This is a genomic window from Breoghania corrubedonensis (genome assembly GCF_003053845.1).
GTDB lineage: Bacteria > Pseudomonadota > Alphaproteobacteria > Rhizobiales > Stappiaceae > Breoghania > Breoghania corrubedonensis.
Genome location: NZ_QAYG01000002.1, coordinates 123,275 through 147,027, shown reverse-complemented (window position 1 = coordinate 147,027; position 23,753 = coordinate 123,275). Strand labels below are relative to the sequence as shown.

Genomic DNA, 23,753 nt, shown 5'->3' with positions numbered 1-23,753 from the left:
GTCAGTCCTCTCAAGCGGGGGTAATCAGCGTCACCAGGTCGCCGAGGACAGCCTCGGCACTGGCGTTGGAAACGGAGATCTCGATCTCGATGTAGCGGGCCAGCGTGGTACCGAGTGCCGTTGCGGAGCCGACAGGCGCGCCGTCGCTCGCAAGGCCCGTGCGCATCGTCAGGGTGGCCGTGCCGGCAAGGCCGTAGGCGACGGCGGCGACCGTGACGCTCGTGTCCGAGCCGAGGTCGATTACCGGCAGCGTGTAGGTGAAGCTCGACGGCAGCGTTGCCCCGCCGACGAGATCGTCGGCCACGACGCTTGCGCCCGTCGTCGTGCCGGGCCAGCCGAGGTCGCGCTCGATGCGCTGGATGAGCACGCCGGCGCCATAGCTGGGGCCCAGCGTCGTCTCGATGAGGAGCGGCGTCGGGCTCTCGTTGCCGTCGAAGTCCACCGCCACCGCGCCGATCGTGAACGTGCCCTCGGCGAGCGGTTCGCTGGTCTCCCAGGGCGATGCAGAGAGCAGGCCGGTATGGGCCGGCCCCAGATCCTCCCAGTCGTAGCCCGTGCCCGGCCTGAGCCGGATCCGGTAACCGAGCAGCTTGGAGGTGTCTCCCTCGCCCAGCGTCCAGGTGTAGCGGCGCACGCCCGAGGCGAGCCGCACGACCTGCAGCGTTGCCACATCGGGCACGACGACGTCGGCCGAGCCGATCGTCACGGATATGACGGGCGTGTCGCCGCCGGCGATGCCGTAGATGCTGAGCGCACGGGCGCGGATCTCCACCGTCTGCCCGGCGTGATAGCCGACAATGTCGCCGCCGCCGGCCGCGGCCGTGACGGTCTTCGTCGTCCAGGTTCCGGCGCCAGAAAGCCTGTGGTCTATCTGGTAGGAGCCGACCACCGCCGCATTGCCCGGCCCCGGCTCGATGCGCACGGTCAGCCCGTCCGGGTCCTCGGTCCCGTCGAGGCCGTCATAGATGCCCACGAAGACCGGAACGGCGGGAACGGTCTCCGACAGGCCGATCGTGCTGCCGACACGGCCGTCCCAGGCGGGCGGCTCCTCAGCATCCGTCAGCGTGTCGATCTCGGGCGCCGCCGCCACCAGATGCAGGATCCGTGCGCTATCCTCGCCGCGTTCCACCGCCTTGACGATACAGATCAGGCTCTCGCTCGCCGCCGGCCCGATATGGACGATCTCATCTGCCCGCGGCACCGCGCCCGAACCGGCCAGCCGTATGGCGCCGGTCAGGCCGGGCCCGGTCAGGATCGGCCGGACCAAGCTCTCGCCGAGCACGTCCTGGTCGCCGGAAAACACCCGGAACCGCATCGCCCAGGCGCCGTCGCCGATCGCCACATCGCCGTCCAGCTCCACGAGCTGATCCAGCACCCGGCGCACGCGGGCAACCATATGCGTGCGCTCCAGCGTGTCGTAGGAAACCGCCACCTGATCACCGCGCACGGCGACGCAGGCCGCTCCATCCTGTGTCACCTGAAACCTGTCTGGCCGGTGTTCGATCTCGTGCTGCCGGCGCCGTGTCTCGATCCAGATCTCGTCCGGGTCCGTCTTGCCCGGGTGCTCCAGCTGCTCGGTCACGGTGATTGTGCCCGTATGCCCCGGCCAGGGAACCAGGCGCTCGCCCTTTTGAAAGTCGTTTGAAGCGTCCGTAAACGGCACGCGAAAGGCGTCCGGAAGCCGGGCATAGGGGCGGCTCCAGCGGAAGTCGCGGCTGTTCCTCGGGTTGATGTGATCAACCACAAGGCTCTGCGGCCGGTCGATCACGACGCCCCATTTGACTCCGTCATCGCGCGGCGTGGCGCGGCCGGCTGACGTGATGTCGAGCAGCGCTTCCTGCAGGGAGGCGTCGTAATTGTGCAGCCGGTCGTAGGTGAGCCCCTTGGCCGCGCACCATTGTGACCAGTCGGCGATCTGGTCGAGATCGAGCCGCTGGTCGAGAGCCGGATAGGTCGCCGCCGGCCCCTGCAAGGCCCAGCGATAGGCCGCCGCCGGCGATCGCGTCTCACGCGTGATCCAGGTGCCGGACGTGGCATCCCAATCTGGCGCAACGCGGCTCGCCATGCAGTTGAGATCGTCGATCTGCCCATTGAGCTGATAGGTCGCCTTGATGCGCACCGCGATCAGCGCCAGCGGGTGCTCGAAGTTGATCGGATATTCTGGCCGAAAGCTCTGCAGCGCCTGCCAGAAGACGTTGTCGGTGTAGCGCGAGGCCGTGCGCTCGGCCGTATAGCGCCGCAACCTGATCTCGTAGGTTCCGCGCTCCGGCAGCGTCCAGCGGTAGGCGCGCATGAAGGGCCGCGTCTGTGCGGCCACGACATTGAAATTCGGCTCGCCAATCCAGGTCAGGCTGCCCATCTTGCGGTAGTGTATCTGGATGCCCACAGCGAGCGATCGCGGCTTGCCCTCGTCATTGATCCGCGCCAGCCCCTGCGGCCATCCGAGGATAACGGCCACCTCGGTCACGTCCGTCGCCGTGCGGCGCACCACCGGCTTGTCCTCGGGCGTCGAGCCCGACACGATCTCGCCGGCGTCGTCGCGCGGATAGGGCCGCGTCAACTCGACCGACATTCCCTCTTCGATCACCTGTTGCGGGTAAAGCGCGATCGGATCGTCTCCGGCGACGCCCTCGCGCACCTCCAGCTCCACCTCGTCGTACTCGTCGATCGAGGTCTCGCCCAGCCGGATGTCCGAGATCTTCACATGCCCGTACCCGACGCAGAAGAGCGCGCGGATATACTGGTTGTCGCCGACGACCTCGGTGTAGGGCGCGCAGGCATAGACCGGCGCGACGCGCATCTTGCCCAGCACCGCCGGAATGGCTCCATCCGGGTTTGCCTGGTTGCGCAGGCCGCTGATCGTGTAGCGGTTCGCCTCCTTGGCCGCATCGGCGATCCGGGGCGGTCTGGCAGGGATCAGCGCATTGATGAGCAGGTTGCCGGCTGTGACGATCGTCGTGGTGATGATCGTCGTCCATGTTGCCGCCGTCAGTCCGAACGTGCCGGCGAGCATCGGCCCCAGAAACGCAGCGATCGCGACGGCGGCAATCAGCACGACGATCGTCAGGATCGCCCTCAGCGCACCCTTGCCGGGCACCACGCGCACGATCACCCGCACGCCCGCCTTGGGCCTCACCCGGTGCCAGATCTCCGCCGACACCACCAGACTGCCGCGCTCGGTGACCAGCACCACGCGGATGCCGGCTTGCGGGCCCACGTAGCCCGGCAGCATCTCCGCGACGATTTCCGCCACCGTCGCACCCGCCGGCAGCACGCGCGAAATCCGCGCCGTGCCGGGGTCTAGTCCGGGCATGGCAAGCGCGCTGATCGTGGCGTCTTGTGTGTCGGATTGCATGGATCAAACGGGCCGGTTGCGGTCGTCTCGGGTTGCTGGCATCCTGCCTGCAACAGCCCCGCCGCCACATTCGCACCTGGGTGCGACCGGCCTTCAATCGGGGTTTCAGGCGGCGGGTAGCGGCACCCGTTCGTGTCGCCAGAACCCCTGCAGCCGGCGACGCCAGACCGGCGTATCCCACCGCTCCAGCTTGGCCGCATCCTCGCCGAACATGTGAAGCATGTGCGTCGGTGAAACAACGACGCCGACATGGCTGTCGTGCCGGCCGCGCGAGAACAGCGCCACATCCATCTCCGCCGGCGGGCGGCCGACAACGCGGCGCCACGGCCCGACATCGAGGACGCCGTGGATAAGGGCCGCGATCTCGCGCTCTTCGTCGGCCGTCGCATAGTCCTCGTCGTAGGTAGGCAGAGCGACGCCGAAGCGCGCATGCACCAGCCGCACCAGCCCCCAGCAGTCGCAACCCTCGCGGCTGCGCCCGCGATCGGCCCAGGGGATGCCGACGAATTCAGCGCTCCAGTGCAGGTGAGCCGTCATCTGTGCAGCCCCGGAAACGCGTCCCGCGTCATCCGCCGCGACGGCCAGGGCTCCGACGTGATCGGATCGCGCGATATCGACAGCGTGATCTGGCCGCTGTCGCCCTCGGCCGAGATCAGCTCCAGCCCCAGCCATTCGGCCTCGATCACGTCCGGATCGGATGCCAGAACCACCGCGAAATCCACCGTCGCCCGCGTGATGGTGGAGCGCAGCGGCTTCGCCATGTCCTTGTCCACGACTTCCAAAATCAATGTCGCCGCCGGCGGCGTCTCCTCCTGGTCGTCGGGCAGGACCGTTGACAGCAGCACGAACAGGAATGGCGATCCGTCATCCGTCTGCCAGGTCGAGCGCGTGCCATAGGTCAGCGGTTCAAGGCTCAGCCGCTCGGTCGGGTCGCTTGAAAGCCGGATCGTCGTGTCGAGGTCCGGATGCGTGATGCGGATCAGCACCACCTCGACCTCGTCTGAGGCGGTCGCGTCCTGGGCGGAACGGGCATTGAGGGATACAAGGCGGGGCATCGTCTCTCCGGCGTCAAGGCATGATCATGAGCGTCATCTGGACTTGCCAGCGGATGCCGCGCGGGCTCCAGCTCGGTGCGCTTTGCGTATCGAACATCACCAGCCACCAATGTGAGAGCAGCAGCGGCGCGCCATCGGCCGTCAGCAGCGGCGCACCATCAGTGGTCAGGATCGGGTGCCCGTCGCTTTCCGGGTCCGGCATCAGCCAGGGCAAGGAACCTTCCGACGTGTCCTCGCGCCAGAACCGCTCGAACCGCTTGCGCTCGTCCAGCGTCACGTCAACCGTCATGGCAAGCGGCATGGCAACGCTCGAATAGCGCCGCCGCACCCGGACCGGGCCCTGTTCTGGCCGTGTCGCCTGTCGGCCGTCGCCGATCCCGCCCCGGTATCCGGAGCGCATCGGGCGCGGCAGCTCCGAAGGCCAAAGGGGAACGCTCATCGTGCCGCCGTCCTCATCGTGCCGCGGTCCCTGGCCGCACGCCGAAGCCGCGCAGCGCCTGCTGGCTGCGCGAGCCCGGCCGGCCGAGCTGCTGGGCGACCATTTCGTCGATGATCACCACCGAGCGCCGTCCGCCGCGCCCGTCATCTTCCTCGCGCTGGGTGATTTCCACCCCCTTGTTTGTCCTGTCCTGGATGATGGTCTGGAACACCGGCGCCACCACCTGCGCGCCGAACTGCGCCGGCCTCCCGGCCTGGGCTAAGCCGGCCATCATCGGCGCCAATGCCGTCCCGCCGCCGACAAGCCCGCCCTCGCGGTATCCGCGTTTGGCTGCCTTGCGCAACGCTTCCAGAACCGGCACACCGATCGCGCGTGTCGCCGGGGCGTCGAACACGTACTCGTTTTTGTGGACGATGCCGGCCGGTTCGTCGTCGGCGCCCGTGCCAGTGCCGCCGCCGCCCGAGAAGGCCAGCAGGTTGAGCGGCGCCCCCGTTGCCGCCCCGCCGCCGCCCCCGAACAGGCCGGAGACGAACGACCCGATCACGCCAAAAAACCCGCCGCCGCCACCGCTGCCGCCGATATTGCCAATGATCGACATGAGCCCGGAAAGCAGCCCGTCGACGCCTCGGCCGAGCCCGCCAAGCAGCGTCGAAAACGCCCCCTCGGTACCCTGGGCGAGCGTATCCGTGCTGGTCGCAAGCTGGACGCCCGCGTTGCCGATGCCGTTCGACGACGACAGGATCGAACGCGATGCCTCGCCGAGGCCGGATCCGAAACTGCCGAGACTGTCGGTCACGGAGGTCGCCCGGTTGGCCAGCGTGTCGAGCGAGCCGCCCATGTCCTGGAATTTCAGCTTCCACAGATCGAGGAACGCGCCCGACGTCATGTCGGCCGAGCCGCCGTTGCCAGTGATCGCGGACGCAGCCAGGCCGGGCCGGCTGCGGTAGAAGTCGAGCGAGTTGAGCGCGGAGACGGCGTTGCGGCTCGGATCGGCGAACAGCGCCGATGCGCCGCCAAGCCCCTGCTGGTGCGCGACATAGGCCTCCCAGCCGAAAGGCTGGCGGCCGAGCACCGAGGTCAGCCCCCGGCTGTTGTCGCGCCACAGCCGCGCCGCTGCATCCGCGTTTAAACCGGCGTTAAACGGCTCGTTGAGCCCGTATTGCGCGGCCGTGCCGGGGGCGAACTGGAACAGCCCTTGCATCGATCCATTGACGGCATTCGGGTTGAACCCGCTCTCGATCCGTCCAACGGTGGCAAACGACGTCGGATCGATGCCATAACGCGCCGCCGTCTGGCGGATCATTGCCTCGATCGTGCCGCCGGCGCCCGACGCGAGCCTGTTCTCAAATTGCGAAAAGGCGCCGTCGATGCGCTGGCCGACGGCGTCGTTCGCCGCCGCTCCAGGTGAGGCCGCACCACCCAGAATGCCGGAAAGTCCGGACAAGCCGGAAAGCGCCGTCCCGTTGACGATCACCGTCCCCGCCGAAACCGTCATCGCCCCGACGCTCGATCCGGTCACACCGGCCGCTGCGCCGCCGCCGCCGAACAGCCGGCCGAGGATCCCGCCCGCATCGCTCAGCGTCGGCAGGTTCTGGCCGAGCAGTGCGTTCTTCAGCGGATTGGCGACTGCGAAGGTCAGGAACTGCTTCTTGATGTCGTCGAGAAGCCCCGTGACCGCCTCGCCGATGTCGTCGCCGCCAAGCACGCCGACCAGCCGGTCGATGGCACTTTCGCCGGTGCGCTCGATGTCGGTCCACGCGGCTTTCTGGCGCTCCAGCTCCGAGGTCGCATCGGCCGTGGCGGCGGCGAGCGCCCGCATGCGCTCGGCCTCCGGCGTTCCGGCGATGCCGCGTCGGCGGATCTCGGCCTCCGTATCATAAAGCGCGAGGATGCGCGTGCGGATCGTCTCCGACTGCCCGACGAGGCTGATTTCCGTGCGCAGCCGGTCGAGCTTCGTCTCGGCCTCGCGGTTCGCCTCGATCGCCGATCCGCGCCGCTCCTCGGCGTTTAGCGCCGCATTGGCCTCGCGCAAAGTCTCGACCAGCGCAAGGATCCGCGCGCGTTCGTCCCCTTGCGCGGCCAGAGCCGCCCGCAGCAGCGGCGCCAGCTCCAGTTCCGTCCGCATGGTCGAGGTCGCGAGGTCCGACGACATCCCGCCGGCGATCGCATCATTGGCGGCCGCCCGGGCGCCAGCCTGTTCGCGTAGCTCCGCGACCCTCTGCCGGTTGGCCGACAGGCTGTCTTCGATTGCCTTCGTCCGGGCCCGCTCAATCTGGGCTTGTGCCCGTGCCGTGGTGATTTCCTCACCGGCGAGCGACAAGGCCTCGCGCCGTGCGGCCAGTTCGGCCTTGCGGATCGGGTCGCGCGCCTCGGCGATCTGCCGGTCGAGCGCATCAAGCTGGAGCTGCTTTTCGGCCTCGGGAATGTAGGTTTCAAGCGCCCGCCGCTTGGCATCGAGCGCGGCCGCCAACCGGTCCTGTTCGTCCGCTGTCGTGGTGCCAGCAAAGCCGTTTTCCAGGGACAGCACCTGGTTGCGCAACTCTTCCAGACGCCGCGTCTGTTCCGTGGCAGGCGAGTTGTCCGCGACGGAACGGGCAACCGCTGCCTTTTGCCGGTCCGCCTGTTCCTTGGCAATCAGCGCGGCCCGTTCTCGGTCGATAGAGAGCAGGCCTTCGAGCACGTCGCGCTCGCGCTGCAACTCATCGATGATGACTTGCCGGCTCGCGGCGCCGGATCTCCCACCGCGACCGGGTCTTTGCAACAAGCTCAGGCTCCGATCGATCTCCTCGATCCGCTCGCTCAAGCTCGGCCCGTCAATCGCCCGGTCGATCGCGCCGCCGATGGCATCGGCGGCATTCGAGGCCTTGTTGCCGACCCAGTCCCACGCCCGGCCGAGCGCTGTCGTCGCATTGTCCGCCTTGGCGAGCTTGTCCGGCAAGGCGTCGATCAGCGCGCCTTGGGCTTCCTGCGTCCGGTTCTGCGCGACGAGTTTCTCGATGCGCCGGGCGGTCGCTCCATCCAGGAGCCGGTACTCCTCGGCAAGCTTGCGCGCGCCTTCGGCGGGCTTCGAGACGAGCTGAGCGAGCAGGTCCGCCGCGCTGTCCAGATCCCCGCCAATCGTCGCGGCGAAATCCTTCGTGAGCCCGATCAGCGAGCCGAACTGTTCCGCGCCGATCCGCCCGGTCCTGAGCAACGCCGCCTCGATCGAGCGCGTCTCCTTGACGGACAATCCGGCCGGGCCGGACGTCGATTGCGCCAGCGCCTCCAGATCGTCGGCTGTTGCCCCGGCGCTCCGACCGAGACCACCGAGTGCAGTCTCCACTTCCTTCGTGCTGGTGAGATATCCCTGATAGGCGACCGCACCGGCCGCGACGACAGCGGTCAGCCCGCCGAATGCGAGCGTCGTCGGCGTGAGGACCGCACCCAAGGCGGCAAGCGTGCCGCGCACGCCGCCGAAAATCTGAGTGACCTGCGTCCCCTGCTGGGCGAACACGAGAGCCGGGTTCTGCCCCGAGAGGAGGGAGACGAAGATATCGTTGATCTGATAGGAGAGCTGCGTCGCCTGGAAGCCGGTGAGCTTCATCGCGCTCGTCGCGGCCCGCATGCCGATGACCTGACGCGCGAAAGCACCCTTCGTCCGCTCGATCGCTGCCGCGCTCTCCTGCGCAGAAATCGCACCGAGCCGTTCCGCCGACCGGATTGCGGCCAGCTCGTTGCGATACTGCCGCTGCGCCGCGAAGAGCGGATTGTATTTCGCCCGCAGATCATCGAGCGATCGGCCATAGGCGGCGATGTCGGCGCCCCGGTCGTCGCCCTCGGCGGAAACCGTCGGTGTGCTCACCCCGAGCCGTTGGTTGAAGGCGTCCTGATAGGTCTGGCGCTGGGCAGCCTGGGCGCTCGCGTGCTGCTGCTGGATCTGGCCGAGGTTGCGCGCCGAGGCGGCAAGTCGGTCGCTCGCCGCCGCCTGTTCGGTCTCCGCGACCGTCAGCGCCTTTGTCGCCGCCTGGGCGTCGCGGCCGAGCTGGGCCAGCCGCTGCAGGCTTTGGGCGCGGCCGGTCGCGCTGATCTGGGCTCTGAGCCGTGCGCTCTCGGCCTCCTGCTCGGCGCGGATGAGCTGGATGGTTTCGCGATAGCTCTGGGCGGTGGCTGCCGCGAGTGCGCCTTGCGCCTGCGCCGCCGCCGTCGTGCCGCGTGCGGCGGACACCATCCGGTCGAGATTGGCGGCCGCCTCGGCGGCATCCCGGGCAGCTCCCTCCGCCGCCTGGCCGATGCCGCGCACGTCCCGGCCGGCCGCCTGCGCGTCGGCCGAGAATGTGCCGCGATCGAGCGAGAGCCTGGCCGAGACCTGAAACGTCATCTAGTCACCCTGATTAAGCACCGGCAGCGCCGCCTGTTCGAGGTCCCGGAGCAGGCTCAGCAGATCCGCATCGAGCCGGCCGCCGCGCGCCCTCATCACCACTTCCGCCGCCCCGTAATCGAGCCCCAGCCAGATCAGCCCCGCCGGCGACGCCGTCGCCCGCCATTGGGTGGAAAGATCGAGGAAGAGCGTGAAACCCTCCCAGTGCGGCGACCAGACCTCGATCGGCCTCGATGTGTCCTCTGTCGCCGCGACCATCACGCCGAGAGCGGCGAACTCGCCTTGCATCTCGGCATCGATGCCGAGCGGCCGTTCGCGGTCCGCCCGGCCGGTCTGCGCCAGCGCCCAGGCGCGGCCGGCCGCTCTCAGTTTCCCGCAGGCCCTCCGTCGCCGTTGAGGCCGCGCGCATAGGCCTCGCCCACCGCCCGGCGGAAGGGTGCAAAGCGACAGAGCTTGCGCAGCGCATCCTCGGAGAAGGGCAGCGGCTTGTTGGTCGCGACGCCGACGACGTCCTGCCAGCCGCGCGAGACGCGCACGAGCTGGTCGATCTCCAGCCTGATCAGTTCCGCCGTGCTCTTGGCGGTGCGGATCTGCTCGGCGATCGCTTCCGTCTCCTCGGACGGCAGCGCCTCGAAATCCATGACGAAGGTCTGGACCTCCCGCTTGCCGGCCTCCTCGGCCGAGGGTACGGAAACCCGGACTTCTTCCTTGAACAGCAGGGTGTCGGTAGCAATGAACATGGGAACCTCGTGGCGCTAGATGTCGGACCGCTCAATGCGGCTGATGAAGAGGGGGAGAACGCCAAACAGGAACCAGCCCGTATAGACGGCGGTGTAGTATCCGTTTCGGTACCGCCGTCTGCTCCAGCTGCATTTGAAAATCATCGGTGTCTCCGCCGGCTTTTAAACGGTGTTTGAAGAGATGGAAGCGCTACGCCGAAAGCTGATCCCGCAGGCGGAAGCCGAGAAGCGGCCAGAGCTTTTCGCGCGCATTGGTGCGGGCGATCGTCCGGCCGATTTCCGCGTCGAAATTCGCAGCCGAGGCGCAGGCGCTCTCCCCGGTCACGGTGAAGCCGTTGCGCAGCGTCAGTGCGCACACGGTGAGGCACGAACCCGGAAAAACGTGATAGTCCTCGCCCGCGATTTCGGCATCGAGCATGTCGGGCGTGATCCGCTTGGCCGTGAGCCGCTTTGCCTGCAGTTCGACCTCGATGGCCTCTTCGTCTTTGCTCATTGAAAGCTCCTTGAGAGGTGATGCGGCCGACGTCACAGGAACGTCAGCGCCAGTTCGTCGTCGCCGGTGTCGGGGCAGAGCATCAGCGGCAGCGAATAGTTGGTGATGCCCTGCGTCTGGCCGGTCGAAGGCCGGCCGATCTCCACCGCCGGCGCTGCGACCTGAACGATGTTCCCGCCAACGGTGCCGTGCGCGAGCGCCAGCGCCCCACGCGTCCGGGCGGTGGCGATAGCAAACCAGTCGTTTGTCGCAAGCGTCTTCGCCTCGACGACGGCGGTACCGGTCGCCTTCCGGTCCGGGATCTCGATGCTTTCGTCCCCGATTAGGAACCGCGCCTCGACCTGGTTGCCGAGATCGATGGCGAGGCTTTCGCCCACCTGGGCCGTGCCGTGAAGGCTCAGCGTCGTATTGACCTTGTTGACCACCAGCGGCGTCACGAAGGCGGAAAGGTCCGCCGCCGGCAGTGCCGCGTCGGTGATGGTGCCGAGGAGCCCCATCATGTTGAAGCGGAAGTGCGGGATCTGCTTCGGGGCGAAGTTGAGCTGCACATTGCCGCGCGCGCCGAGGATCACGTGGCGAACCCCGTCCATGTTGAAATAGAGCGAGCTGCTTTCCTGTCCGGATGACACCGGATCATAGGCGACCGACGTGTCCGTCGTGATGGTCTCGGCCAACCCGCAGGAGCGCAACAGCGGTCCAAAGCCAGGTGCGGTACCGGCAGCACCCGAACCCGCGATCTCCACGTCGAACTGCAGCTGGGCGTAGATGCCCGCGAGCACGACACCCTGATGCCCGAGATAGGGCAGCAGCAGGTCGCGGCTCACTTCCTCGCCCTGCATCGGGTCGAACTGCACGTTCGAGATCTGCATGGCGGCCGTCGGCGTCGCGTCGGTGCCATAGGTGGTCTCAAGCTTCGCCAGCATCGCGAGCTTGCGCCAGAAACGCCTTGCCATGGTCTAACCCTCCATGTTGGGCGCCGGCTTGCGGCCGCGCCTGGTTTCGGCTTTGGGCGCGTCGGCGCCAGCCTTTGCTTCCGTGTCGTCGGCCTTCTCGGCCGGCTGTTCGATCTGCTCCGCTTTCGGGGCCCGGGTGCGTTTGCCCGTGCCCTTGTCCGCGTAGTAGCGGCCGCCGCTTCTCACCGGCATCACGCGCTCTCCTCGATGTAGTAGGCGGCAGCAAACGTCATCTCGAACCAGACGGCGCGACCGCGCGCCTTGACCACCTTGCCGCCGACATAGGTGATGACGTCATCGGCCGAGGCCGGCTGCCAACCGATGAGCCGCCCCCGTACCAGGGCTTTCAGCGCCTCGATGTCGGCCGCCGCCGCGCCACCGGTCGCATCGGAAACGTTGCGGGCGACGATCACCACGACGAGATCCGCCTCAACGCGCTGCAGCACGCCCGGCATGCGACGGTTCGCGGCCGCCGCCTCGTCGTCGATGAAGACGTAAGCCGCCGGCGTCGCGCGCGGCGCGTCGTTGAGCGCGGCAAGCTCCGCCACACCTTCGATGATCCGGAAGGGGGCGGGATCCATGGTCCGCAGCCGCTCGATGGTCTCCGCAACGATCATGCGGCGCCTCCCGCGAGCGGCCCGCCATCCAGATGGTCCTCGATGATGGCGACGATCTCGGCCCGGTCGGCCTCGTCGATGCCGAGATAGGGCCGCGCCGGGATCGTGATCTCGTGTGCGGCGACGTCCACGTCCTGGGCGAAGTTCGCGCGCTTGCGCGCCGTGAACTGCCGAGACAGCTCATCGGTGCGGGCGTTGTAGGTCCGGTAGATCGTCTGCCGCCGCGCCTCGCGCTTGATGGTGCCGCCGAACTGGTGGATGCCGGCATAGGGGTTGTTCGTGCCCACGGCCGCCTCCGAAGGCGACGCCTCGAAGGTCAGGCTCTGATAGAGGAAGCCGCGCCGGCGCAGGATCCGCACGGGCACGAACCCGCGCTTTGCCCGCTCGCGCACGGTGCGCCGGGCAAGCGGCTGCCAGGGTGTGCCGTCCGGTGACGTCTCGCGCTCGAACCGCTGCTGGGTGGAGGTCAGCATGTAGGCGCCGATCGCATCCATCGCCGGGCCCGTGTCGCGCCCTTGCGCCGCCACGCGGTCGAGCTTGGCGAGGATCAGCTTGTCGTCGATCTCAATGGTTATCCGGGCGCCAGTCATCAGTACCCCCGAAGGCTGTCGCGCGTGAACACGCGATCGGGATACGAGGCCCGGACCTGACCGCCCCCGGACGCCGCCGGCGCATCGCCGGTCCCGTCGTCCAGCTCGATGAGCCCCTTGGAAACGTCGCGCAGCCAGGCGAGCGCGGAGCCTTGAGCCCGGACGACAGGCCCGTCCTTGTCGGCGCCGTCGTCATAGAGGTTGTAGCGGGCAAGGTCGGAAGCGATCTTGACCAGGACCGGCGGCGCGGGATCGAGCGGCAGCGCGTAGCGCTTGCGCAGGTAGCTGTCGATGAGCGCATCCGCGTCGCTCAGCGCCCGCGCCACCACGTCCGCGTCGATCGCCGCCGGCGGCACGCTCAAACGATCCGTGAGCTGGATCAGCTCGTCGGCGCCGAAGCGGTCGATCAGGTCCTGTTGGGTGGCGTAGGTCATGGGGAGATCAGATCTCCTCGACGTCGAGGTTCGGCTCGGCCTTCAGGCGTGCGACCTCATCGGCCGTGAACGTGCCGGCCGGATGTTCGACCGCCTCGCCAGGGTGAAATACGCCGGCGCGCCAGAAGCCCTTCCGGCGCTTGGCCTTGATACGCAGGGCTGGCGTCTCGTCGGCTGAAGCTTTGGATGCCTTGTCCGCCTTCGGAGCTTCGGTGAAGGAGCCGGCCGCATTGCCGGCTCCCCCGTCGGCGTCGCGCTCTTCGGGGGCATCCTTGGTTTCATCCACTCCGGCCGAGCCGGGTTGGTTCTCCGTGGCCTTTTCCTCGCCGCCCTTGCCGTCATCGGCGGAGACGAAGGTGGCGGCCTGCGCGGCCCAGGCCCTGGCATGGTCGTCCGACGTGAGCGCCGCCACGGCCTCGGGCACCGCTTCTGCGAAGGCCGCGACCTGCGCGAAGCTGATAACGCCAGCCGCCGCGAGCTTTTTAGCCGTCGCGAGCCCGATCCCGTCGATGCGGGTGAGATCGTCCGAAGTCGTCATGGAGTGTCTCCGTCCTCTGGGGGGAACGCCGCCGCACGGCGCTCACCGCGGAGGACGCGGGGACAGAAAAGCCCCCGCGAGGATCCGCGCATTCGTCAGGCGAGCCAGGGACTGACGAGCAGCTCGGCCGAACCCGCCCACTGGTTGGTCTCGCCGCCGTTGACGAGCTGCGACGTCAGCAGTGCCCGGCCGGCGCCTTCGAGCGTCGGCGGCACGACGAGGAGGTTCGGCATCAGGCCGAGAGGCCGGCCGTGGTCGCCCTTCATGCCAGTCAGGGCTGCACGCGCGGTCGCATAGTTCGCCGCGTTGAGCGTCTGCTTGGAGCCCCACGCCTGCTGCCAGAAGCCGAAACCCACATTCATGCGGGCGTCCGCGCCGTAGACGTATTCCTTCTGGTCGAAGACGTTGTCGTCCGTCTCGCGGTCCTTGGCGACGAAGTTGAAGTCCTTGCGCTTCTGCAGGATCAACGGCTTCAGCGGCTTGTTGGTGCACAGAAGGAACCAGGGCGTGCCGGCACCGCCGTCGGTGTTGGCGACCGTCGTCATTTCGCCGTCCTCGCCGATCACCGGATGGTCGGTATCGAAGAAGTTCTGGCCGTCGTAGCACTCGGTCGCGAAACCGGCTTTCAGCAGCGCGAAGACCAATTCGTCGGGCTTGGCCTTGGTCGAAGCGCCCATTTCCTCGAACATCGGCCCGTAGATGCCGAGGTTGTCGGTCTCGATGTCGTCCTTGTCGACGCCGATGGTCAGCTCCCAGGGCTTCTCCTTGATGGAGTAGTCGTGCTGTTCCAGGTTGTGGACGACGCGCGAGCCGATCCACTCGCGCACGCCGGGGAACTTGCCGAGCCAGCCGTATTTCTGTTCCTTCAGCGTCGACGGCACCACCGTCGCAACCGACGCATACTGAGATGCCGCCTGTCCTTGGCCGCGGTGAAACGCGGTGGAGAAGCCGACCCGCAGCGAATTCAGGTTCTGGGCATTGATGAGCATGGGGGTGTCCTCTTGTGCGGTGCCGGTTACGCGACGCCGTCGATCCAGGCGTTGAGCAGCGCCTCGTCGAAGCGCACCCAGACGCCGAGATCGTCGACCCCGTCGATGAAGCCGGCCGGCGAGCGCGTGCCCGTTCCGTCGGTCTTGGCGACCGTCTGGTCATCGACGGCGAAGCACACCGCGCCGATGTCGGCCTTGGTGATCTCGTCGGTCGACGTCGAGTTGGCATAGCGGAAGACGCCGGAGCGGTAGTTGCAGGTGAGATCGCCGGCGGAGCCGGACGAGTTGTCGACCTGTTCCTCGGCCCGACCGGCGCCGACAAGGTCTGTCGCCGTGGCGCCGTCGTTGAGGTTGCCGGCGGCATCGCGCATGACGATCGCGCCGGCATAGATGAGCGTGGCGGCGGCGACGTCGCCGCGGCGCATGTCACCCTGCAGCCGGGGCGTGTTTCGGTCCTGGGAAAGCGCGGTCATTCGGCTGCGTCCTTCTTCTTGGCGGCCAGGTAGTCCTCGGCCGAGATCCCCATCGCCCGCATGACGGCTTGGTCGGCGTCATCGAGCGTCGGCTCGGCCGCATCCTTCTTCCGGTCGCCGAGCTGCGCGCCGGTGAGCTTCGGCGCGGCGCCGACATAGGTCGCGAACTGCTTCGGATCGGTGCGGTGCAGCGCCAGCCCCCAGTCCTTCAGCGCTGGGGCCAGTTTGCCGTCCGCGATCGCGCTGTTGACGGCGGTCTCCGCCTTGTCGCTGTCGATGCCGTCTTTGAGCTGCTTGAACTCCGCCATCATCGCGGCGACCTGGTCGGCCGGGATGAACTTCGCGGGGTCCGGGCTGCCGGCCTTCTGCACGGCCGTCACCAGCTCGTTGGCGTTCGCGTCGGCCTTGGCGCCGACGGCCTTGGCGACGGCGGCAAGCGACGTCGTGACCGACTGGGCGGCGGTGACGACGTCGTCGGGCTTGGCCGCCTCGTCGAGCCCGCAGGCCTTGGCGATCGTGGCCAGCGCCGTCTGCGCTGCCACGGCGGGATTGAGCTTGGCGAGAATGTCCGCCTCGCTCGCGTCCTCGGGAAGACCGAGGGCCTTGGCGATGGTCTTCATGGGATCTCCATTGACCGGGTTGTGTTCGGAAGGGCTGAGCTGCGCCCGCGCCGCCACGGCGCCGGCGAGATCAAGGTTTGGCGTGTTGGTCAGCGCCACGCAGACGATCGGACCGAGCTGTCCGGTGGTCTTCGAGTGGTGATAGACGGGCGAGAGATAGCGGTATTCGCCGGCGCGGATGCGTTGCGCGGCGGCTGCCGTCCACTCCACGCGGCCCCAGATGCCGTCGGCGCGAACCTGGAATTCCTTGATCCAGCCAGCCGCCGGCGCGATGCCGCCGACACCGGGAACTGAGGCGAACACCGACTGGTGGTCGTAGTCGACCATGATTTCGGTATCGCCGGCGCGCTGCAGGGTGGCGTCGATGATCGCCCGCATGCTGGCGGCGTCGCCGGCCACATAGGGCCCGCGGCCGTCGCGGCCGGAGAAGACCCCGGCGGGGATGAGCTTCACCCATTTGCCACCGGAAACGGCGTCCGCCGCGCTCCGATCGAGCACGGTCGAATGACAGGCTTGGCAGGTGTTGGCGGGTTCGGTTAGCATGCCGGCATCGTCGCCGTTGCGCCTGCTTCGAACCATTCGCACCCCGGTGCGCCCGAACCGGATACGAAGCAAGGCCACGACGAGATCTCTCCCCGCCGCAAATCGCCAAAACGCGACCAGGGACCGGCCAGCCGCGGTCGGGCTGCTCCGGTCGCGATTAACGTCGCCGTTAAAGGGGGTTTAAAGGGGGTAGAAAGCGCGGGAGGAGATTTCCGCTACAACGGGAGCGCGACAAGCGCCTGGAGGCGCTGCCGCGGCCCGCGCGGGCTATGCGATTTCGGAGAGGCGATCACACGCCACGTTGAAATAGGCTTCCTCGCGCTCACAGCCGACAAAGAAGCGTCCGGAGCGGATGACGGCCACGCCCGTAGAGCCGGATCCCGCGAAGGGATCGAGCACCGAACCGGAGGGGCATGCCTTGACCAGATCGGCCATCAGCGGCACCGGTTTTCCGGTCGTGTGCAGCTTCGGCCCGCCGGCCGCGACGGAATACCGGAAGACGCCGGGAAGCACGGGGCCGTCGGAGCTGTGCCATTTGCCCTTTGATCCCCAGCACACGAATTCCGCCTGCTGGCGAAAACGGCCCTTCTGCGGGCGGACGCCTTCCGTCTTGTCCCAGGCGACGATGCCGCGCCAGGTGAAGCCGGCGGCCTGTAGCGCACTGGTGAGCACCGGCAATTGCCGCCAGTCCGAGAACACCATCACCGGCGCGCCGGCCCTGAGCACGCGGTGGGCGTGCGTCATCCACAGCGTCGACCATTGCATGTAGGAGAACTGGTCGCGGTTCTCGCCGGTGAATTCCGGGTACTTGCCCGGATCGTTCAGATATTTCCCATTGGGGCTGTCGGCTGTGCGGGTGCCGGTGTGAAGACCGCCCGAAGAATAGGGCGGATCCGTCACCAGGGCGTCGAAGTTGTCGGAAGACTGGTCGATCAGCCAGGGGATGGCGTCGACATTGTGCAATTGCCACTTCATGGGCCTGAGCTTTCATCCGGCAGCTCGTTTCCGGTCTTCGCCGGGGCGCTCGGGGAAGGGCTCTATCGGCCTCAAAGCGTTGATCGTGCCGCAACGCGGGCATTTGATTTCCAACAGTCCAGCTATCGCTCTCTCTGCGGTCTTCATCAAGAGGCGTCGGCATTTGCCGCACCGTATGTCCTGCATTCCATATATTCCGAGACTCAGCCACAGTGCCGGCGCTCGCGCGAGCAGCGGGTGCGGCGGTTGTCTCGTGGTACTGCCGGGCGGGCTGAAGTTTGGCGATGGAGGCCCGCCGTCCGGAGCATTCGCTCCGGGCCACCCGTCGGGGCGGCATGCAGACCTTGGCAGAAATGAGGGATCTGTTTAGTCGCACGTAGAGGTGAAGCAGTCAGCTGATCTTCACGAACCCGATGCCGGTCGAATGGATGTGGCCGATCCGCCGGGTTTCCTCGGCCGAGGCCTCCATCCGCTCGACGATCCGGCGAAGCGTGGCGTCATCGGCGCGCAGAAAGGTCGCGCGAGCCTTCCGGCTTGGCACGACACGAGCCAGCCGTTCGATCAGATCGTCGCGTGTCGTCGTTTCAGGCTTCATCTTCGCGTCCGGTGATGACTTCCAGGACCAGGCGGTCTTCCGTCTTCTCGATGACGCGGAACCTATATCCCGCGTCGAGCAGCACCTCATATTCTACATGATTTACGTCGGGAATGTAATGGACAAGCGCGACGGCATGTGCGCCCTTCGGAACTCGGGTTTCAACGACGAAATCTCCAAAGGCTTGCGCGATCGGCTCATAGAGCGATGACGAGTAGAACCCCTTGTCGAGAAATAGGTCGCCCGGTTCCAGTTTGGCGAACTGCTCGGCCGTATCCGCATCGACCCCGCGAAACGTCGTGACGGTGCGGGGAAAGGCTGCCGTCTTCAACGCGCGGTGCAGATCCGCGGTCATCTCCTTGGCGGCCTCGATCTCGGCGTCGTCCTCTTCGCCGTTGAGCCCGTACCAGCCGTCGCGCAGAAGTCTGTTGGCGAGACGATGCCCCTCCGCCTTGTAGAAGGCGATTGCGTCGAGTTTGTCCTCGTCCAGGCTGTCGGTCCATTCCCGCTGCGCGCGGTCAATCTCGCTCGCCAGCTCTTCCGCGGCTTCCGGGGTCTCCGGCCCCTTGGGCCACTCCTTCGGCAGCTCGCCGAAGAGCAATCCCTGGCCGCGGCGGTCGTATTTGGCTTCGAGCTTCTGCAACGTCGCCAGATGCCCGGCTTCACCCGGATTGTAGTCCCAGCCCGGGTCGATCCCGACCGGCACGCTGCGCACCTCGCCGGTGCGCTTGTTCGTCCACTCGCGGTATTCGTCCGGTGGCGGCGTGAACTTGAGCTGAGAGCGCATCCGCTCCACGTCGCGCTCCGACAGGCTCTGCAGGGTGCAGCGGCAGTTCCAGCCGCAGGGCGGCGCCCAGGTCTTCCAGTAGGGATGATCGACCGGCAGGCAGAGATTGTGCCGGGCGGCGTGCTCCGGCCGGGTACGCTCGTCGAGGATCGCGACGTAGCGCAGGTAGGGCCGCGCCGCCTTGGTGCGCTGGAATTGCGACCAGTGGCCGGCCGCATAGCTCACCCGCATGTTGACGTCGAAGATCGTCTGCAGCCGACGGGGTGAGCCAAGCTGGGCAAGCACCGGCTCGCCCGTCTCCGGATCCACGACGGCCTTGCGCCCCCACCAGCCCTTCTGTTGCAGGATCGGCGTCAGGTCGCGCGTGAAATCGCGCAGCGTGCCGCCGTCCTTCAACGCCGTTTCAAGGCCCGCCAGAATATCGGTCAGGATGTCGTAGCCCGCCGACTTCGCAACCGTGAACATCGCCGCATGCTCGGCCGCGTAGACGTCCTGCCAGGCGAAGGTTGGCGCCAGTGTCTGTCGCCGACGTCTCAGCGCCGCGATCGCCTCGCGCGGCGGCAGCGGTTTGAGGACCGCCGTCACGCCAGATCCTCGTCAGCCTCGCCGGAAATCCGCGCCGCGAACGTCGCCCGCGCCAGCGTCTCGGCGAAGGCATCGACGTCAAGCGTTGCGAGGTGATCGGTGATAATCGCCCGTACGTCATCGAGCGTCTGAGCTTTCGCCAGCTTGTCTTCGAGCCCCGCGACGACGGGCGCGACCAGCGGTTCCCAGCCCTCATCGCCTAGGATCTCGTCGAGTGCCGTATCGACGGCATCGACGGGTGCGGTCTGCGTCCGGTGTGCGACTGCCTTGGGGCGCTGCCCCGACATGTCGGGCTTCTCGGCAATCTGCGCCGTGAAACCGACCTTGAACGGTTTCGGTTCCTCTTCCGGCTTCGGATCCTCGGTATCCTGCGACGCCGCCTGGCCTGCCGGCGCCAGCAGCTCCTCGTCGGGATCCGGGTCCGGTAGGCCGAGCTTGTCGCGCATGGTCGACATACCGACCTTGAGGCCCAGCGGCACGAGCTTGCTGACGTTCAACACCAGCTTGTCCACGTCGATCTCTTCGGGCCGCCCGATCCGGATGCGCGGATAGGACCGGCGCGGTCCCATGTTGAGGTCGACCAGCGGCTTGGCGAGATCGCGCCCGAGCGTGGCCGAGAGCTGGCGCGCGTCGGCGGCCTCGATATCGTCGCGCACACCGTCATGCACCTTGGCCGTGGCGTAGCCGCCGGCCGTCGCATCCGTCGTTTGCGTCTGTCCCAAGACGATCTTGGATGTCTGCCGGTCGAGCCAGTCGGCACGCTTTTCGTAGAGTTCCAGATTGCCGCTGATCTTCGCCTCGACCAACTCGATCATCATCGACTGCGGCACGATCGCCCCGAAGTCGACGCCGATGTTCTGGATCGCGCGCAAGAGGGTCTCCTTGTCCTCCTCGCTGGCGTCTGGCCCGTACTTGCCTATCCTCAAGGGCTGGCCGTACGCCTCGCAGAAAACCGCCCAATCCTTGATCGTGAAGCTCTTGAACAGGAAATTCCAGGCGACGCCGCGCGCAAGACCGCCCCGGATCGGCAACCCGCTCTTGGCTTTGGCGTAATGAGTGATCCAGCCGAACGGCTTCAGCGGCACCGGCCCGCCCATCTCCTTCAGGCGAAGCGTCTCGCCGTCGTCGCGGTCGAACTCGAACCAGCGCGGATCCCGCCACTTGAGCGAGGACGGCCGCCACTGTCCCTCGGACGTGTCCCAGATGATCTCGGTCGCGGAAAATCCCTTGCCGACGGCGTCGAGAATGTCGAACAGCTCGTCGGTGAACGGGTCGCGCTCGATGACCTCGCGCACCAGGTCGGCCGCGCGGATGTCATCGGGCTCGTCGCTCGCCGCATCCACGGTGATTTCGAGGCCGGAGACCTGCCGCTTGCGGATCCCGAGCACGCCGGCGTAATGGAGGTCGCGCTCCTCCATGTCCTCGGCCAGCTCAAGGTAGCGCTGCGCGTCTCCGTCGATCGCCTCGCGCAGCAGCCGGGCGAGCCGGCCCGGCGTCAGGCCCGCGGCCGGATGCCCGCCCGAATAGGGTTGGCGGATACCGGTCACCGTGGGCGCGGCCTGCTCGGTCTTGAGCGCGCCGCGGTCGATCGGCCGGCCGTATGGGTCGTAGAGCGTTACCGCCATCAGAAGATCCCCCGTTTGCGCCGCATGGTCGCCATGCGGAATGGCCGCTCGCCGTCATCGCTCATGCCCGCCGGCTCATCGTAACGCGACCGTGGCGGTGGCGCGGGTGTGTAGGCGTATTCGTGCCATTGCATCCGGCTCGCGAAATGGGCGAGCGCCAGCGCGACCGCGTAGTCGCCATGGCGCTTCTTGCCCTTCTTCGATCCGTCGCCTTTCTCGGTCTCACGGGTCTCCGGAACTCTCGGAATGCCGCGCACCAGCTTGACCGCGCGCAGATCCGACAAGTGGTCGGCGTCAGCCGTGATCGTGATCGCATTGTCCTCGAACGCCGTCTTGAGCGGCGGCATGTTGAGGCGGTACCAGTCCTGGGAGAACTTGACCGCCCAGACGAGGCCGGCGTCATCGTCCTTTTCCCGCAGGCCGAATTCACGGCCCATGTCTTCCGCTACCGTCCAGCCCATACCGGTCGCATCGAAGGCCGCGCCGACGCACCGGTGCCGCACATGCTTCAGCACCGTGCGCACGATCAACTTCTGTTCGTCGCCGGGCACACCCCGCAGCTCGAAGGACAGCACCTCGCGGCGCTTCAGATCCTTCTCTATCGCCAGAAGCGCGCCGACTGTCAGATCCGCGACGCGGGCAAAGTCAAAGCCAAAGGCAAAGAGCGGCGTGAGGTCGAGCGCGTCGAGTGCTTCCTCCAGATTTGCCATGAACGGCGCCAACAGGACGGCGCGCTCCAGCTCCGGTCGCTGGAGGAAATCCGCCGGTAGCTCCAGCCGCAGCACCGGCGCATCCGCCGTCATGCGCGCCTCGATCAGCGGAGCGGTCAGCCAGGCGCCGGAACCCATGGACGGAATGCAGAACAGCTCCTCGTCGGCGCCGTCGCCATAGAAGCCGATGAGTTCCTCGCGCCACTCGGCCTCGCCCTCCGGCGACCATTCGATGCCGCGTACAAGGCAGATCCGCTGGTAGAGCCCGTCCTTCAACGCTTGATCCAGATCGACGCGCATGTGGGCGTATTTCGAGCGCCCGCCGAGGATCTCCTGGATCTGGACGTTGAACTCGTTTTCCGTGCCGTTATGGGTGGAGCAGACCACGACCTGGCCGCCCCACATCAGGAAGGCGAGTGCGGCCTTCAGCAGTTCCTTCAGATTATCGACGAAGGCCGCCTCGTCGATGATGACGAGACCCTGCTTGCCGCGCAGGGTGCGCGGAGCCGAAGAAAGACCGATGATCTCGAACCCGCTGGCGAAGCGGATCCGGAAGGCCTGGATCTGACGGGTGTCTTCCGGGTGATCCGGATCCGTGTCGTCGAACAGGTACTCATCCTGGGCGATCGCCGCAGTCGAAAACGCGCGCGCCCACATCGCGCATGCGTCGATGAACTCGCGTGTCATCTCCTGGCTGTAGGAGATGTACATCGCATCCATGCCACCGGCTTCGCGTATTCGCCCGGCACGAAGCACCGCATAGGAGGCAAGCCCCCACGTCATGCCGATCCGTCGAGACTTCTCAATGAAAAGAACGCGGATAGCGGTGCTTTCCAGCAGCCCCACGGCTTGCCCCTGATAGGGCAGAAGCGCCTTTGCCCGTCCGACCTCGCCGATGACGCGCGGCATGGTATCCATCGTCTCGCGACGAAGCTTTTCCCATTGTTCGCGGGAGAGGGGCGCATTCATGCGGGTTTGACCCCGATCATTTCGAGGAAGGTATTCGCTGTCTCGGCCGAGAAGCCCTTGGCCTTGGCGACCTTGTCCACGGCTTCGCGAGCCCGGCCTTCGAACTCCTTCTCCACCTTCTGCCTGCGCACGGTCGAGACGCCCTGGGCCTGCGTCGCGGCGCGCAGCGCGTTGGCAAGGTTCATGGCGTCCTTGGCCTCAATGCCGTTTTCTCCGGCGGCCGTGATCACTTCGAAGACCAGCGTCTTGATCGCCTCGGCGGCGATCAGGGTGAGATCGTCGCTCGCTTCGGCGTCGAAGTTCCGCGAGATTGCTCTGGCGATCGTCCGCGTCTCTTCGAGCCGGCGGGTCAGCGTCGCTTGCTTGATCGAATAGCGATTGAACGCCTTGAAGGACGGGATCTTGAAGTCCAGCTCGCCGCGATACTCCCGTTGCAGCTCTTCGAGTTTCGCGTAGAACTCTTCATAGATGTCCGTCTGCGTCCGCTTATGGCCGCGCAGCTCTTCAGCCGCCCAGGCGATGACCTGGTCGCACTCGGGAGGCAGCAACTCGATGTCGGATAGTCGGCCACGGCCGCGCTGCTTCGCCATCGCTTACGCCTCCGGCAGGCTGGGGCGCTTCACACCGTCCAGGAACGCGCGGCGCTCAAGATGGTCCTGGCCGCGCGCCGTGAGCTGCGCCACCAGAACGGAGCCGGCCTCCATCACGCGCACGGCGCCGCGGTTCTCCAGCTCGCGCACCTCGGCCTCGGTCCAGGAGCGCGGCCGGTTGATGCCGAACACCTCCAGATGCCGCACCAGCAGCGAGGAATTGCAGCGTCCGTCCGGCTCATCGGCCAGCGCGCGCAGGATGATGAGGCGGGCCTCTTCTCGGATGATCTTGTCCATGCTCATTGCCTGTCGCGGCGCTCCTTGGCTTCTTCGAGAAGGAATTCCTGCAACCTGTTGGAAATCTCCGCGACGGGCTTGAGGCGTTCGGTGAGCACCTCCATCTGGCCGCGCAGCCCGACAAGGGCGAGTTCCGTCCGCTGGTAGCTGTCGGCCGATGGCATATGCTTCAGGTCACCCTCGATCGCCGAAAGCCGATTGGCGATATCGGCCCGCGAACTGGCTCCTTCCTGAATGTGCTTCTGCAACTGGGATGACTGCTTCGCCATCTCGCTGCGCACTTCCTCGCGCAGCTCCTTGAACTCGTCTTTTCGGGCCGACGACCGGAACTGGTAGACGCTCCACCCGAGCGACAGCACCATGATGATCAGCGGACCGAAGCGCGCCAGGATCTCCGCGAATGTCCAGGTTTCCTGCATCGCCC

At 67.0% G+C, this 23,753-nt stretch carries 26 protein-coding genes; all 26 read right to left on the bottom strand.

Annotated elements, in window-relative coordinates; translation table 11 throughout:
- Positions 1 to 10: 10 nt before the first annotated feature.
- Entirely contained in the window at positions 11 to 3,355 is a 3,345-nt protein-coding gene (gene gpJ, locus C8N35_RS08720) for a TipJ family phage tail tip protein (RefSeq protein WP_107989301.1), read from the bottom strand.
- A gap of 105 nt (positions 3,356 to 3,460) precedes the next feature.
- Positions 3,461 to 3,892 (bottom strand): C40 family peptidase, encoded by a 432-nt coding sequence (locus C8N35_RS08715; RefSeq protein ID WP_107989300.1) that lies wholly within the window; start codon positions 3,890 to 3,892, stop codon positions 3,461 to 3,463.
- Positions 3,889 to 4,410 carry a DUF1833 family protein gene (locus C8N35_RS08710; RefSeq protein WP_107989299.1) on the bottom strand — a complete coding sequence of 174 codons (522 nt, stop codon included), beginning with the start codon at positions 4,408 to 4,410 and terminating at the stop codon, positions 3,889 to 3,891. Before C8N35_RS08710 ends, C8N35_RS08715 begins: the two co-directional genes overlap by 4 nt.
- 13 nt (positions 4,411 to 4,423) lie before the next feature.
- Complete coding sequence (locus tag C8N35_RS08705) at positions 4,424 to 4,849, bottom strand: hypothetical protein (protein ID WP_107989298.1); 426 nt, start codon at positions 4,847 to 4,849, stop codon at positions 4,424 to 4,426.
- Between the two features lie 13 nt (positions 4,850 to 4,862).
- Positions 4,863 to 9,206 carry a phage tail length tape measure family protein gene (locus C8N35_RS08700; RefSeq protein WP_107989297.1) on the bottom strand — a complete coding sequence of 1,448 codons (4,344 nt, stop codon included), beginning with the start codon at positions 9,204 to 9,206 and terminating at the stop codon, positions 4,863 to 4,865.
- Entirely contained in the window at positions 9,207 to 9,494 is a 288-nt protein-coding gene (locus C8N35_RS08695; protein WP_107989296.1) for a DUF1799 domain-containing protein, read from the bottom strand.
- A 77-nt stretch (positions 9,495 to 9,571) separates the two neighbouring features.
- Positions 9,572 to 9,946, bottom strand: coding sequence for a hypothetical protein (locus tag C8N35_RS08690; protein ID WP_107989295.1), 375 nt, complete (start codon positions 9,944 to 9,946; stop codon positions 9,572 to 9,574).
- Positions 9,947 to 10,136: 190 nt separating this feature from the next.
- A complete protein-coding gene (locus C8N35_RS08685) occupies positions 10,137 to 10,439 on the bottom strand; it encodes a Gp49 family protein (RefSeq protein ID WP_107989294.1) in 303 nt (100 codons plus the stop codon).
- A 32-nt stretch (positions 10,440 to 10,471) separates the two neighbouring features.
- A complete protein-coding gene (locus C8N35_RS08680; RefSeq protein ID WP_107989293.1) occupies positions 10,472 to 11,392 on the bottom strand; it encodes a phage tail tube protein in 921 nt (306 codons plus the stop codon).
- Between the two features lie 3 nt (positions 11,393 to 11,395).
- Positions 11,396 to 11,584, bottom strand: coding sequence for a hypothetical protein (locus C8N35_RS08675; protein ID WP_107989292.1), 189 nt, complete (start codon positions 11,582 to 11,584; stop codon positions 11,396 to 11,398).
- Complete coding sequence (locus C8N35_RS08670; protein ID WP_107989291.1) at positions 11,584 to 12,009, bottom strand: phage tail terminator protein; 426 nt, start codon at positions 12,007 to 12,009, stop codon at positions 11,584 to 11,586. Before C8N35_RS08670 ends, C8N35_RS08675 begins: the two co-directional genes overlap by 1 nt.
- Complete coding sequence (locus C8N35_RS08665; protein ID WP_107989290.1) at positions 12,006 to 12,599, bottom strand: phage virion morphogenesis protein; 594 nt, start codon at positions 12,597 to 12,599, stop codon at positions 12,006 to 12,008. Before C8N35_RS08665 ends, C8N35_RS08670 begins: the two co-directional genes overlap by 4 nt.
- The gene (locus C8N35_RS08660; protein WP_107989289.1) at positions 12,599 to 13,033 is read right to left on the bottom strand and encodes a gp436 family protein; all 435 of its coding nucleotides are present in this window, start codon (positions 13,031 to 13,033) and stop codon (positions 12,599 to 12,601) included. Before C8N35_RS08660 ends, C8N35_RS08665 begins: the two co-directional genes overlap by 1 nt.
- 7 nt (positions 13,034 to 13,040) lie before the next feature.
- Positions 13,041 to 13,571: an HI1506-related protein gene (locus C8N35_RS08655; RefSeq protein ID WP_107989288.1), complete on the bottom strand. Its 531-nt coding sequence runs from the start codon at positions 13,569 to 13,571 to the stop codon at positions 13,041 to 13,043.
- Positions 13,572 to 13,666: 95 nt separating this feature from the next.
- Complete coding sequence (locus tag C8N35_RS08650; protein WP_107989287.1) at positions 13,667 to 14,560, bottom strand: Mu-like prophage major head subunit gpT family protein; 894 nt, start codon at positions 14,558 to 14,560, stop codon at positions 13,667 to 13,669.
- Positions 14,561 to 14,586: 26 nt separating this feature from the next.
- A complete protein-coding gene (locus C8N35_RS08645; protein ID WP_107989286.1) occupies positions 14,587 to 15,033 on the bottom strand; it encodes a hypothetical protein in 447 nt (148 codons plus the stop codon).
- Entirely contained in the window at positions 15,030 to 16,196 is a 1,167-nt protein-coding gene (locus C8N35_RS08640) for a phage protease (protein WP_170122053.1), read from the bottom strand. Before C8N35_RS08640 ends, C8N35_RS08645 begins: the two co-directional genes overlap by 4 nt.
- 267 nt (positions 16,197 to 16,463) lie before the next feature.
- Entirely contained in the window at positions 16,464 to 17,171 is a 708-nt protein-coding gene (locus C8N35_RS08635) for a DNA-methyltransferase (protein WP_107989284.1), read from the bottom strand.
- Between the two features lie 12 nt (positions 17,172 to 17,183).
- On the bottom strand, positions 17,184 to 17,357 hold the full coding sequence (locus C8N35_RS24495) for a Com family DNA-binding transcriptional regulator (RefSeq protein ID WP_107989283.1): 174 nt from the start codon (positions 17,355 to 17,357) through the stop codon (positions 17,184 to 17,186).
- A 205-nt stretch (positions 17,358 to 17,562) separates the two neighbouring features.
- Positions 17,563 to 17,766: a hypothetical protein gene (locus tag C8N35_RS08625; RefSeq protein ID WP_107989282.1), complete on the bottom strand. Its 204-nt coding sequence runs from the start codon at positions 17,764 to 17,766 to the stop codon at positions 17,563 to 17,565.
- On the bottom strand, positions 17,756 to 19,138 hold the full coding sequence (locus tag C8N35_RS08620) for a phage minor head protein (RefSeq protein ID WP_107989281.1): 1,383 nt from the start codon (positions 19,136 to 19,138) through the stop codon (positions 17,756 to 17,758). The genes C8N35_RS08625 and C8N35_RS08620 overlap by 11 nt, the downstream gene beginning before the upstream one ends.
- On the bottom strand, positions 19,135 to 20,763 hold the full coding sequence (locus C8N35_RS08615; protein WP_107989280.1) for a DUF935 domain-containing protein: 1,629 nt from the start codon (positions 20,761 to 20,763) through the stop codon (positions 19,135 to 19,137). Before C8N35_RS08615 ends, C8N35_RS08620 begins: the two co-directional genes overlap by 4 nt.
- Positions 20,763 to 22,442 carry a terminase large subunit domain-containing protein gene (locus C8N35_RS08610; RefSeq protein WP_107989279.1) on the bottom strand — a complete coding sequence of 560 codons (1,680 nt, stop codon included), beginning with the start codon at positions 22,440 to 22,442 and terminating at the stop codon, positions 20,763 to 20,765. The genes C8N35_RS08615 and C8N35_RS08610 overlap by 1 nt, the downstream gene beginning before the upstream one ends.
- Entirely contained in the window at positions 22,439 to 23,032 is a 594-nt protein-coding gene (locus C8N35_RS08605) for a DUF3486 family protein (protein ID WP_107989278.1), read from the bottom strand. Before C8N35_RS08605 ends, C8N35_RS08610 begins: the two co-directional genes overlap by 4 nt.
- A gap of 3 nt (positions 23,033 to 23,035) precedes the next feature.
- Positions 23,036 to 23,329 carry a VpaChn25_0724 family phage protein gene (locus tag C8N35_RS08600; RefSeq protein ID WP_245926736.1) on the bottom strand — a complete coding sequence of 98 codons (294 nt, stop codon included), beginning with the start codon at positions 23,327 to 23,329 and terminating at the stop codon, positions 23,036 to 23,038.
- Positions 23,330 to 23,331: 2 nt separating this feature from the next.
- The gene (locus tag C8N35_RS08595; RefSeq protein ID WP_107989276.1) at positions 23,332 to 23,748 is read right to left on the bottom strand and encodes a DUF2730 family protein; all 417 of its coding nucleotides are present in this window, start codon (positions 23,746 to 23,748) and stop codon (positions 23,332 to 23,334) included.
- Positions 23,749 to 23,753 lie beyond the last annotated feature (5 nt).

Coding starts and splice junctions, on each gene's coding strand:
- C8N35_RS08645 (WP_107989286.1), bottom strand. CDS start 15,033: ATGACCGCGCTTTCCCAGGACCGAAACACGCCCCGGCTGCAGGGTGAC.
- gpJ (WP_107989301.1), bottom strand. CDS start 3,355: ATGCAATCCGACACACAAGACGCCACGATCAGCGCGCTTGCCATGCCC.
- C8N35_RS08595 (WP_107989276.1), bottom strand. CDS start 23,748: ATGCAGGAAACCTGGACATTCGCGGAGATCCTGGCGCGCTTCGGTCCG.
- C8N35_RS08640 (WP_170122053.1), bottom strand. CDS start 16,196: ATGCTAACCGAACCCGCCAACACCTGCCAAGCCTGTCATTCGACCGTG.
- C8N35_RS08605 (WP_107989278.1), bottom strand. CDS start 23,032: ATGGCGAAGCAGCGCGGCCGTGGCCGACTATCCGACATCGAGTTGCTG.
- C8N35_RS08695 (WP_107989296.1), bottom strand. CDS start 9,494: ATGCAAGGCGAGTTCGCCGCTCTCGGCGTGATGGTCGCGGCGACAGAG.
- C8N35_RS08625 (WP_107989282.1), bottom strand. CDS start 17,766: ATGAAGCCTGAAACGACGACACGCGACGATCTGATCGAACGGCTGGCT.
- C8N35_RS08660 (WP_107989289.1), bottom strand. CDS start 13,033: ATGACCTACGCCACCCAACAGGACCTGATCGACCGCTTCGGCGCCGAC.
- C8N35_RS08675 (WP_107989292.1), bottom strand. CDS start 11,584: ATGCCGGTGAGAAGCGGCGGCCGCTACTACGCGGACAAGGGCACGGGC.
- C8N35_RS24495 (WP_107989283.1), bottom strand. CDS start 17,357: ATGCAGGACATACGGTGCGGCAAATGCCGACGCCTCTTGATGAAGACC.
- C8N35_RS08680 (WP_107989293.1), bottom strand. CDS start 11,392: ATGGCAAGGCGTTTCTGGCGCAAGCTCGCGATGCTGGCGAAGCTTGAG.
- C8N35_RS08615 (WP_107989280.1), bottom strand. CDS start 20,763: ATGGCGGTAACGCTCTACGACCCATACGGCCGGCCGATCGACCGCGGC.
- C8N35_RS08710 (WP_107989299.1), bottom strand. CDS start 4,410: ATGCCCCGCCTTGTATCCCTCAATGCCCGTTCCGCCCAGGACGCGACC.
- C8N35_RS08650 (WP_107989287.1), bottom strand. CDS start 14,560: ATGCTCATCAATGCCCAGAACCTGAATTCGCTGCGGGTCGGCTTCTCC.
- C8N35_RS08610 (WP_107989279.1), bottom strand. CDS start 22,442: ATGAATGCGCCCCTCTCCCGCGAACAATGGGAAAAGCTTCGTCGCGAG.
- C8N35_RS08690 (WP_107989295.1), bottom strand. CDS start 9,946: ATGTTCATTGCTACCGACACCCTGCTGTTCAAGGAAGAAGTCCGGGTT.
- C8N35_RS08600 (WP_245926736.1), bottom strand. CDS start 23,329: ATGGACAAGATCATCCGAGAAGAGGCCCGCCTCATCATCCTGCGCGCG.
- C8N35_RS08635 (WP_107989284.1), bottom strand. CDS start 17,171: ATGAAGTGGCAATTGCACAATGTCGACGCCATCCCCTGGCTGATCGAC.
- C8N35_RS08670 (WP_107989291.1), bottom strand. CDS start 12,009: ATGATCGTTGCGGAGACCATCGAGCGGCTGCGGACCATGGATCCCGCC.
- C8N35_RS08715 (WP_107989300.1), bottom strand. CDS start 3,892: ATGACGGCTCACCTGCACTGGAGCGCTGAATTCGTCGGCATCCCCTGG.
- C8N35_RS08665 (WP_107989290.1), bottom strand. CDS start 12,599: ATGACTGGCGCCCGGATAACCATTGAGATCGACGACAAGCTGATCCTC.
- C8N35_RS08700 (WP_107989297.1), bottom strand. CDS start 9,206: ATGACGTTTCAGGTCTCGGCCAGGCTCTCGCTCGATCGCGGCACATTC.
- C8N35_RS08705 (WP_107989298.1), bottom strand. CDS start 4,849: ATGAGCGTTCCCCTTTGGCCTTCGGAGCTGCCGCGCCCGATGCGCTCC.
- C8N35_RS08685 (WP_107989294.1), bottom strand. CDS start 10,439: ATGAGCAAAGACGAAGAGGCCATCGAGGTCGAACTGCAGGCAAAGCGG.
- C8N35_RS08655 (WP_107989288.1), bottom strand. CDS start 13,571: ATGACGACTTCGGACGATCTCACCCGCATCGACGGGATCGGGCTCGCG.